This window comes from Rathayibacter sp. AY1D9, from assembly GCF_002932395.1.
Taxonomy (GTDB): domain Bacteria; phylum Actinomycetota; class Actinomycetes; order Actinomycetales; family Microbacteriaceae; genus Rathayibacter.
The window spans coordinates 40,474-48,743 of record NZ_PSVQ01000015.1 but is presented as its reverse complement, the minus strand read 5'-3'; the positions used below and the strand labels follow the sequence as shown (position 1 = coordinate 48,743).

Below are 8,270 nucleotides of genomic sequence, written 5' to 3'. Positions count from 1 at the left end.
GCTGCCCGCGAGGCGAACGGTCGATCCGCGTGCGAGCGGATCGGCCTAGCCGGTCGCGACACGCTCTGCGCGCCGCGACCATGCTTGAAGCCGACCGCGGTGCGCCGCTCCGCGGCTGCCCGCGAGGCGAACGGTCGATCCGCGTGCGAGCGGATCGGCCTAGCCGGTCGCGACACGCTCTGCGCGCCGCGACCATGCTTGAAGCCGACCGCGGTGCGCCGCTCCGCGGCTGCCCGCGAGGCGAACGGTCGATCCGCGTGCGAGCGGATCGGCCTAGCCGGTCGCGACACGCTCTGCGCGTCGCGACCGTGCTTGAAGCCGACCGCGGTGCGCCGCTCCGCGGCGCACAATCGGACTCAGCCCTGCGCGCGGCGGCCGCCGCGGCGGGCGCCGCCGCCGGCGGACTCGCGGGCGGGAGCGGCCGAGGCCGCTCCGCCGGTCGCGGTGCTGTAGAACGAGCGCGATCCGCCCGAGGTCGAGGGGGCACCGGCGGCCGAGCGGCTGCGGCCTCCGCGGGCGCCGCCGCGGGCGGGTCCCTCGGCGGCGGTGCGGTCGCGGCGGGGGCGGTCGCCTCCGCCGGTCGCGGCACCCGTCGAGCGTCCGCCGCGGGGTGCGGCGGTGCCCTCGGTGCGGGCCGCGCGCTTGCGTTGCGCGTTGGCGCCCTGCGAGCGTCCGCCCTGCGACTGGCCGCGGACGGGCTCGACGACGGCGCTGGGGGTGACGTACGGAGCGACGTCGCCGACGAGCTTCGCGACGGCGGCCGAGTCGGCCGTCACCTGCTGGGGCGCGACCTGGATCGCGGCCTTGCGGAGGAGGGTCTTCACGTCGCTGCGCTGCGTGGGCAGGACGACGGTGACGACGTCTCCCTCGCTGCCGGCGCGGGCGGTGCGGCCCGAGCGGTGCAGGTACGCCTTGTGCTCCATCGGCGGGTCGACGTGGATGACGAGCTCGACGTCGTCGACGTGCACACCGCGGGCGGCGACGTCGGTGGCGACGAGGACCTTGACGGTGCCGGCGCCGAACGCGGCGAGGTTCCGGTCGCGGGCGACCTGCGAGAGGTTGCCGTGCAGGTCGACCGCGGGGATGCCCTGGCCGGTGAGCTGCTTGGCGAGCTTCTTCGCGTGGTGCTTGGTGCGCATGAAGAGGATGCGGCGGCCGGTGCCGGACGCGAGCGTCTTCACGAGAGCGTTCTTGGCGTCGAGGCCGTCGACCTCGAACACGTGGTGGGTCATCAGCGCGACCGGCGAGTTGGCCTCGTCGACCGAGTGGAGCACCTCGTTCTGGAGGTACTTCTTGACCAGCTTGTCCACGCCGTTGTCGAGCGTCGCGGAGAACAGCAGGCGCTGCCCGCCGCGGGGGGTCTTGTCGAGGATGCGCGTGACGACCGGCAGGAAGCCGAGGTCGGCCATGTGGTCGGCCTCGTCGAGGACGGTGATCTCGACGGCGTCGAGGTTCACGAAGCCCTGCTTCATCAGGTCCTCGAGGCGGCCCGGGCAGGCCACGACGATGTCGACGCCCTGCTTGAGCGCGGCGACCTGGCGCTGCTGCGAGACGCCTCCGAAGATCGTGGTGGTGACGATGCCGTACGCGTCGGCGAGGGGCTGCATCGCGGCGGTGATCTGCGTGGCGAGCTCGCGGGTCGGCGCGAGGACGAGTCCGAGCGGGCGGCCGGGGCGGCGGCGTCCGCCGGCGAGCGAGCCGCCGAGTCGGGCGATCATCGGGATGGAGAAGGCGAGGGTCTTGCCGGAGCCGGTCTTGCCGCGGCCGAGGACGTCGCGTCCGCCGAGGGTGTCGGGCAGCGTGTCGACCTGGATCGGGAAGGGCTCGGTGATGCCGCTCGCGGTGAGCGCAGCCACGAGGGGGGCCGGCACGCCGAGGGCGCTGAAGGAGAGGGGGGTGTTCGACATGGAGTGGTGCCTTTCGGGGGCATCATGCCGATCGAGGACGCGCGGGCGGTGGCCGGGGCGCGGGTGATCGGCGTTCGGGCGAAGGTGACGGTGGTCACATCCGTTCGCCGTACGATTCGGTGCGCGCGGCCGGGGGCCTCATGCACGTGCGCCAGATGGTCGGGACGGATCCTCGACGGTCAGAGTCCTAGGGGACAAGGGGCGTTCTACGACGCGGGGGAGCGCAGTCGCTGCGCTCGCACCATCCCACTCTAGTGGATGCCGATCCATCCGCGCATCGCGGCCTGCACGCGGGAGCCGTCGCGGTCGCTCAGCTTGGTCCCGACGAAGTCGCCCGCCCAGTCCGAGGTCTGCACGCGGAAGGCCGGCTCCGGGTCGCGCAGGGTCTTCAGGATGACGGCGGCGACGTCGGACGGGTCCTGCGCGTGGGTCGAGGAGAAGGACGACGCGGCGCGGTCGAGGTAGGCGCCGAGCGCCGGCGAGTAGGGGCCGGCCTGCGCGAGCATCGCCGCCGCGTCGATGCCGACGTTCTCGACGAAGCTGCTGCGGACCGCTCCCGGCTCGATCAGCGACACGTGGACGCCGACGGAGGCGGCGACCGGGGCGAGCGCCTCGAAGAACCCCTCGACCGCGAACTTCGCCGCGCAGTAGTCCTCGTTGAACGGCTGCCCGATCGCGCCGCCGACGCTCGAGACGGTGACGATGCGGCCGCGGGACGAGCGCAGCATCGGCATCGCGGCGCGGGTGACCGCGACGGTGCCGAAGAAGTTGACCTCCATCACGCGGCGCAGCTCCTCCGGATCCTCCAGCTCGAGGGTGCCGAGGTGGCCGGCTCCGGCGTTGTTCACGAGGGCGTCGAGACCGCCGAGCTCCTCCTCCACGGCGCGGAGGCAGCCGGCGACGGAGTCCGCGTCGGTCACGTCGAGCGCCCGCAGGTCGAGCTCGACGCGGGCCTCGGCGGCGGCGGCGCGCAGGCCCTCCGCCCGCTCCGGATCCCGCACTGTGGCGACCACCCGCCAGCCCGCGCGCGCGGCCTCGATCGCGGTGGCGCGGCCGATGCCGGTGGAGGTTCCGGTGACGAGGAGGACGGGACGGGGCATGCGGCTTTCCTGCTTTCCGGCGCACGACGGCGCCGCCCGGAGGCTATCGGCCGCCCCTCCGAGAACGTCCAGGGTCGGTGTCAGCCCCGGTAGCGCTCGCCGACCGGCACCTCGACCGGCAGCCGGTTGCCCGCCTGGGCGAGCGGGCAGGCCCAGGCCGGGTCGTAGGCGCAGGAGGGGTTGTAGGCGAAGTTGAAGTCGAGCACCAGCGTCCCCGGGGCGGAGCCCGGGCCGAGGTCGGCGCCCTTCACGGTGTCCAGGAGGTAGCGGCCACCGCCGTAGGTGCCGCCGGGTGTCCCCGCGAGGGCGTCCTTGACCGGCAGGAACAGGCCTCCGCCGTAGGACGCCAGGCGCCAGACGTCGAGGCTGCCGGTGTCCGGCACCTCAACCGTGCCGATCAGCTCGAAGGGGACGGTGCCGTCGGTGCCGGTCTCCACGTCCATCCGCCGCGCCTCCTCGGCCGGGGCCACCTCGAGCTCGAAGCGCCAGGCCGCGTCGTAGGGCGCGATCGGCAGCGAGCGGAAGTGCGCGCGGTCGGCCGGGAGGAGGGGGGTGGAGGGGTGCTGCGCGAAGAGCGCGTTGCGCCCGCGGATCCAGGACGCGTGCGCGGCGAGCAGGTCCACGTTCGAGAGTCGGCGCACCTCCGCGTAGAGGGCCTGGACATGGCGGCGCCAGTCCGACACCTCGACCGCCGTCGTGAGGCGGCGGCGGGGCGAGACGCCGTCGTCGTCCTGCTCTTCCTCGTCGGCGGAGGGCCACTGGAGGCGCAGGAGCTCCGAGCGCGACAGCTCGGTCTCCTCCTCGGCGACGCCGTCGGGGCTCATGCGGCGGACTCCCCGCGCGGGCGGGTGTCGGCACCGAGATCGTGGCGCCAGGACGGGGCGAGGGAGCGGATGCGGATGCCGCGCCACTGCCAGAACGCCCACATCGAAGGCCAGAGCGCGGCCGAGGCGAGACCCGCCGAGAACTCGAGGCGGTCGCGGAAGAGCGTGCGCCCGTCAGGGAGCGGGGCCACGGCCATGCGGTGGTCCCACGCGGTGATGAGGCGGAGGGAGCCCGTGAGGGGCCCGCCGCTGTCGCGCAGGATCCGCACGTCGGGCATCGAGGGGACGCGGCGGTAGGAGAGGTCGATCTCCTGCGCGCCCATCGGCACGATCCCGAGGGCGTCCATCGCGACCTCGTGGGAGCCGAGCCCCCAGGTCGGGCGGAAGCCGCCCTCGTCCAGCGACGCGGCGGTCAGGAGAGGGGACATCACCTCCCGGAACACGGCCGGACTCTGCAGGGCGCGCCAGGCGGAGTCGGCGTCGGTGTCGAGCACGTGCTTGAGCATCACCTTCACGAGGGACATCCTCCTCCGCCCGCCCCTGCGCGGGAACCGGGTGCGCGCGGAGCCCCGGACGTGTATGCGCCTCCGGGGCTCGCTACCGTGTCAGGGTGACCGCTCCCGCCGCCTCCGTCGACCAGTCGACCTACCAGATCCGCTTCGAGTGGGGGGCCCGCGCCCTCCGCGTGCTCGCCCCAGCCCACGTCACGGTGCTCGTCGACGCTCTGCCCGGAGGCGAGAGCCCCGACCTCGGGGGAGTGGAGGGCCGCGTCGTCCGCGCGGGCCTGGCCGACCGCTCGGCCGTCGCCCGCTGGATCCTGGAGCGCCAGCACGAGAACGGCGGGCGCACCAGCGTCAACGTGATCGCACTCGGCGACGTCGACGACAGCGGAGCGGCGCGGTTCGCGATGGAGGACCAGCTGGCGGCCGGCGCCGTCGTCGACGCGCTCATCGGGCTGGGCATCGACCACGTCTCGCCCGAGGCCGCGGTGGCCTGCGCGTCCTACGAGGGCCTGCGCCGGGCGTGCGCGCATCTGCTCACCGCGTCCGAGTCCGGCCGCCTGCTCGCCGCCGAGGGGCGGGCGGACGAGGTCCGCGCCGCCGCCCGGGTCGACACCGTCGACGAGGTGGCGGTCCTCCGCTGACCCGCCGCTCCGGCGGGCGCGGCCTCCGAGAGGTGCAGGGCGTCCGCGGAGCGCACAAGCCCCTGCGGATCCGAGCCGCCGCCTCGACCACTCGCCCGCCCCCGGCGTAGCGTTCGGCGGAGGCGGTCCCTCCGCCCCCCGCCCCGACCGAAAGCTGGCCCGCATGAAAGCCGTCCTCAACGACGTCGTCCTCGCCGACGCCCCCGACTCCGACCTGATCTCGATCGAGGGCAACTGGTACTTCCCGCCGTCGAGCATCGCCGAGGGCGTGCTCGTCGAGAGCCCCACGCCCTACACCTGCCCGTGGAAGGGCGAGTGCCAGTACTTCTCGGTGCAGACCGGCGACGGCCTGCAGAAGGACAAGGCCTGGTCGTACCCGCACCCCTACCCGACGGCGTTCGACCGCGTCGGCAAGGACTTCTCGGGCTACGTCGCCTTCGACCGCTCGGTCCGCGTCTCCGACTGACCCGTCCCGCCGCGGCGCCGCTCCCGGTGCCGCGGCGGTGCGTCAGCCGCGCGGGGTTGCGGCGCGCGCCCGGTAGGCCCGGACCTTCGACCGGTTCCCGCAGCGCTGCATCGAGCACCAGCGGCGCGAGCCGGCGCGGGACGTGTCGAGGTAGAGCATCCGGCACTCCGGATCCGCGCAGCGCCTCAGCCGTCCGGCCACGGCCGGGCCCAGCAGCCCCACGGCCTCCCGGGCGATGGACGCGAGCGCCTGCCTGCCCGCCGCATGGAGCCGTCCTGCCTGCCGCGACCCTCCGCCCAGCACCGGTGGGATGTCGGGCATCGCCGCGACCAGGTTGACCACGTCGACGTCGCGCGGGTCGAGCGCGGTGCCCGCCTCGGCCGCGACGGCCAGCCGGGCGATAGCGCCTCGGAGCATCAGCGCGTCGTCGAGGCGCGCGTCCCGGCTCTCGGGGACGACCGCCTCGAAGCGCTCGGCGAGCCAGGCGGCCAGGGCGGCATCGGAGTCGAGGTGCTCGGCCGCTCCCGGAGGCAGTGCTCCGGTCGTGGCGAAGTCGAGTGCGAGGCTCCCGGAGTCGAACCACCAGCGCCGGCCGTCGGCCTCGGGGAGCCACTGCCCGGTGACCGGCGTGCGCCCGCCGTGCGGGGCCTCGTCCGGGGTCACGGCGCCGGGACCGGTCGGCGCCGCCACTGGATCGCGTTCGCGGGCTCGAACCGGCGCGCGCAGCGGCCGCAGGCCAGGGGCCGGGTGGGCCGGCGATGGCGGTAGAAGAGGTGTCCGCCCGGGCAGGTGCCGACCCACGGTGCGAGCTCGTCCGCGGTCGGGTTGCTGTGGGTGCGCGATCCCGTGTAGCCGAGCCGCGCCGCGATCCGCCGCCACTGCGGTCCGTGCCCGGCGTCGGGCCCCGCGAGCGCGTGAGCGACCTCGTGCAGGAGGGTCTGCCGGACCTCCTCGTCGCTCCAGCGGGCGGCGAGGTGGCGCGAGACCGTGATCCGGCGGCGCGTCCAGTGGCAGGCGCCGCCGCGGGTGCGCGCGTGGTCGAGCGCGAAGGACCAGGAGGGGTCGAGGTGCTCCTCGATCAGCGCGTCGGCCCAGCGGGCCACGTCCTCGAGGTCGGCCACCGGCGGCGCTGCCTAGGACTCGTCGCCGTCGGCGCGGCGGCGGCCGCGGGCGGTGCCGTCGGTGCGGGCTTCGCGGTCGGTCCCGTCCTGGAACTCGGAGGCGGCGGCGTAGCCCAGGCGGGCGACCTCGAGCTCCTCCTCGGGGACCCCGACGCGCTCGCCGAGGGCGGTCGCGGCGTCGAAGTCGCGCATCGCCCGGCCGTACTCGCCCAGCTCGAAGAAGGTGAGGCCGCGGTGCTTGAGCGCGAAGGAGTGCTCGAGGTGCCACTCGTGCGTGCGGGCCTCCTCGACGCAGAGCGCGAGCTCCGAGAGGGCCTCGTCGGTGCGGCCCCGCAGCTGCATGAGGCGGGCGCGGCGGACGCGGGCGGTGAGCAGCTCGGCGCGGTCGCCGGAGAAGCGGGTGCGGCGGACGGCCTCGTTCGCGAGGTCCCACGCCTCGTCGACGCGCCCGAGCAGGCGCAGCAGCTCCGCCTTCTCGGTGAGCGCGGCGAGGCTGCGCAGCGCGCCGATCTCCTCCAGGCGCTCCTGGGCGGCGTCGACGTCGATCTCCTCGTGGAGGGTCGCGGGGTCGTGGCGGATGATGATGCTCAGGGCGATGCTTCCTCGTGGAGTGCGGATCCGGATCGTCGCGCGCGGCGGACGAGAGGACGGTCGGGGTCGCTGACCCCGGCGTCGAGTGTACCGGCGGGTCCCCGGACGGCGCCCCGACGCGCGGCCCGGGTCAGCCCCGTCGCACCTGGAAGATGCTCCGCGCCGGCAGCGGCGACGGGGTGGCGGTCTCGTCCGTGACGACGAGGGCGCCGGCGATGAAGTTCTCGAGCTCCCGCCCCTGCACCAGCTTGGAGGGCGCGGGGTCGGAGGCGAGGCGCCGCGGCAGGCCGTCGAGCGGCAGCGGATCGGCCGAGGCGAGCATCACCACGTTCCCGAAGCGCTTGGCCTTGAGCATCTGGGTGTCGGTCATGATCGCGGTGTGCGCGAAGACGGAGGCGAGCGTCGCGGCCTGGGCGCGGGCGAAGGCGAGCGCGCCGCCGTCGGCCACGTTCACCGCGACCAGGCCGCCGGGGGCGAGCAGCGGCGCGATCGCCCCGTAGAACTCGGCGCTGGTCACGTGCGCGGGAGTGCGCGCGCCCGAGAAGATGTCGACGACGACCACGTCGACCGTGCCGCGCAGCCCGGGCGGCAGCTTGCCGAGCACCTCGCGGGCGTCGCCCTGGCGGATGCGGATCTGCGCCCCGCGGGGGAGCGGGAGCGCCTCGCGCACCAGCTCGACCAGAGCGCCCTCGATCTCGACGACCTGCTGGCGCGAGCCCGGCCGGGTCGCGGCGACGTAGCGGGGGAGGGTCAGCGCTCCGGCGCCCAGGTGGAGCGCCGTGACGCTCTCGCCCTCGGGGGCGACGAGGTCGATCGCGTGGCCGATCCGGCGGACGTACTCGAACGAGAGGTGCGTCGGATCCGCGAGGTCGACGTGCGACTGCGGAGTGCCGTCGACGACCAGGGTCGCCGCCTCGGGCGAGTGGCGGTCGGGCTCGATCCGCGCGGTGTACCCGCTGGCGAGCACGGCGCGGGGGTGCTCGGAGTCGTCTCCGCGTCGGCGGCCGGTGCGTTCCTGCATCCGACCAGTCTGCCGCGGCGGCGGGACGGCGGGGCTCCGCGCCCGGCCCGGTCGGATCGGTCCGGGAGGCCGTGGCCTCGTATACCGGACCCCGCG

Annotated in this window: 10 protein-coding genes; 2 read left to right on the top strand and 8 right to left on the bottom strand. The window is 75.0% G+C overall.

Translation table 11 applies throughout. The features are described from left to right. Positions 1-356: 356 nt before the first annotated feature. The 4 genes from C5C50_RS08405 to C5C50_RS08390 form a co-directional block, all read right to left on the bottom strand. Positions 357-1,907, bottom strand: coding sequence for a DEAD/DEAH box helicase (locus tag C5C50_RS08405; RefSeq protein ID WP_104225114.1), 1,551 nt, complete (start codon positions 1,905-1,907; stop codon positions 357-359). Positions 1,908-2,158: 251 nt separating this feature from the next. Continuing rightward, positions 2,159-3,007 (bottom strand): SDR family oxidoreductase, encoded by an 849-nt coding sequence (locus C5C50_RS08400; RefSeq protein ID WP_104233932.1) that lies wholly within the window; start codon positions 3,005-3,007, stop codon positions 2,159-2,161. Positions 3,008-3,087: 80 nt separating this feature from the next. Further along, on the bottom strand, positions 3,088-3,831 hold the full coding sequence (locus C5C50_RS08395; RefSeq protein WP_104226769.1) for a DUF1684 domain-containing protein: 744 nt from the start codon (positions 3,829-3,831) through the stop codon (positions 3,088-3,090). Continuing rightward, positions 3,828-4,355 carry a hypothetical protein gene (locus C5C50_RS08390; protein WP_244248113.1) on the bottom strand — a complete coding sequence of 176 codons (528 nt, stop codon included), beginning with the start codon at positions 4,353-4,355 and terminating at the stop codon, positions 3,828-3,830. Before C5C50_RS08390 ends, C5C50_RS08395 begins: the two co-directional genes overlap by 4 nt. Before the next feature lie 86 nt (positions 4,356-4,441). On the opposite strand from C5C50_RS08390, the gene C5C50_RS08385 reads away from it, so the two are divergent. Then, positions 4,442-4,975, top strand: coding sequence for a 2-phosphosulfolactate phosphatase (locus tag C5C50_RS08385; protein ID WP_104233930.1), 534 nt, complete (start codon positions 4,442-4,444; stop codon positions 4,973-4,975). Positions 4,976-5,138: 163 nt separating this feature from the next. After that, complete coding sequence (locus C5C50_RS08380; RefSeq protein WP_104224584.1) at positions 5,139-5,441, top strand: DUF427 domain-containing protein; 303 nt, start codon at positions 5,139-5,141, stop codon at positions 5,439-5,441. Between the two features lie 42 nt (positions 5,442-5,483). Here the strand turns inward: C5C50_RS08380 and C5C50_RS08375 are convergent, their stop codons facing one another. The 4 genes from C5C50_RS08375 to C5C50_RS08360 all read right to left on the bottom strand — a co-directional run bounded on the left by C5C50_RS08375 (position 5,484) and on the right by C5C50_RS08360 (position 8,174). After that, positions 5,484-6,131, bottom strand: coding sequence for a CGNR zinc finger domain-containing protein (locus tag C5C50_RS08375; protein WP_258065684.1), 648 nt, complete (start codon positions 6,129-6,131; stop codon positions 5,484-5,486). Next, positions 6,101-6,562 (bottom strand): SprT-like domain-containing protein, encoded by a 462-nt coding sequence (locus tag C5C50_RS08370; protein ID WP_104250885.1) that lies wholly within the window; start codon positions 6,560-6,562, stop codon positions 6,101-6,103. The genes C5C50_RS08375 and C5C50_RS08370 overlap by 31 nt, the downstream gene beginning before the upstream one ends. A 12-nt stretch (positions 6,563-6,574) precedes the next feature. After that, entirely contained in the window at positions 6,575-6,904 is a 330-nt protein-coding gene (locus C5C50_RS16955; RefSeq protein WP_181027192.1) for a hypothetical protein, read from the bottom strand. A gap of 379 nt (positions 6,905-7,283) precedes the next feature. Continuing rightward, positions 7,284-8,174 carry a spermidine synthase gene (locus C5C50_RS08360; RefSeq protein WP_104226766.1) on the bottom strand — a complete coding sequence of 297 codons (891 nt, stop codon included), beginning with the start codon at positions 8,172-8,174 and terminating at the stop codon, positions 7,284-7,286. Between the last annotated feature and the right edge of the window lie 96 nt (positions 8,175-8,270).

Bases quoted from the DNA above. Each gene is read 5' to 3' on its own strand.
- C5C50_RS08405 (WP_104225114.1), bottom strand. From the start codon at position 1,907: ATGTCGAACACCCCCCTCTCCTTCAGCGCCCTCGGCGTGCCGGCCCCC.
- C5C50_RS08380 (WP_104224584.1), top strand. From the start codon at position 5,139: ATGAAAGCCGTCCTCAACGACGTCGTCCTCGCCGACGCCCCCGACTCC.
- C5C50_RS08390 (WP_244248113.1), bottom strand. From the start codon at position 4,355: ATGTCCCTCGTGAAGGTGATGCTCAAGCACGTGCTCGACACCGACGCC.
- C5C50_RS16955 (WP_181027192.1), bottom strand. From the start codon at position 6,904: ATGCAGCTGCGGGGCCGCACCGACGAGGCCCTCTCGGAGCTCGCGCTC.
- C5C50_RS08395 (WP_104226769.1), bottom strand. From the start codon at position 3,831: ATGAGCCCCGACGGCGTCGCCGAGGAGGAGACCGAGCTGTCGCGCTCG.
- C5C50_RS08400 (WP_104233932.1), bottom strand. From the start codon at position 3,007: ATGCCCCGTCCCGTCCTCCTCGTCACCGGAACCTCCACCGGCATCGGC.
- C5C50_RS08360 (WP_104226766.1), bottom strand. From the start codon at position 8,174: ATGCAGGAACGCACCGGCCGCCGACGCGGAGACGACTCCGAGCACCCC.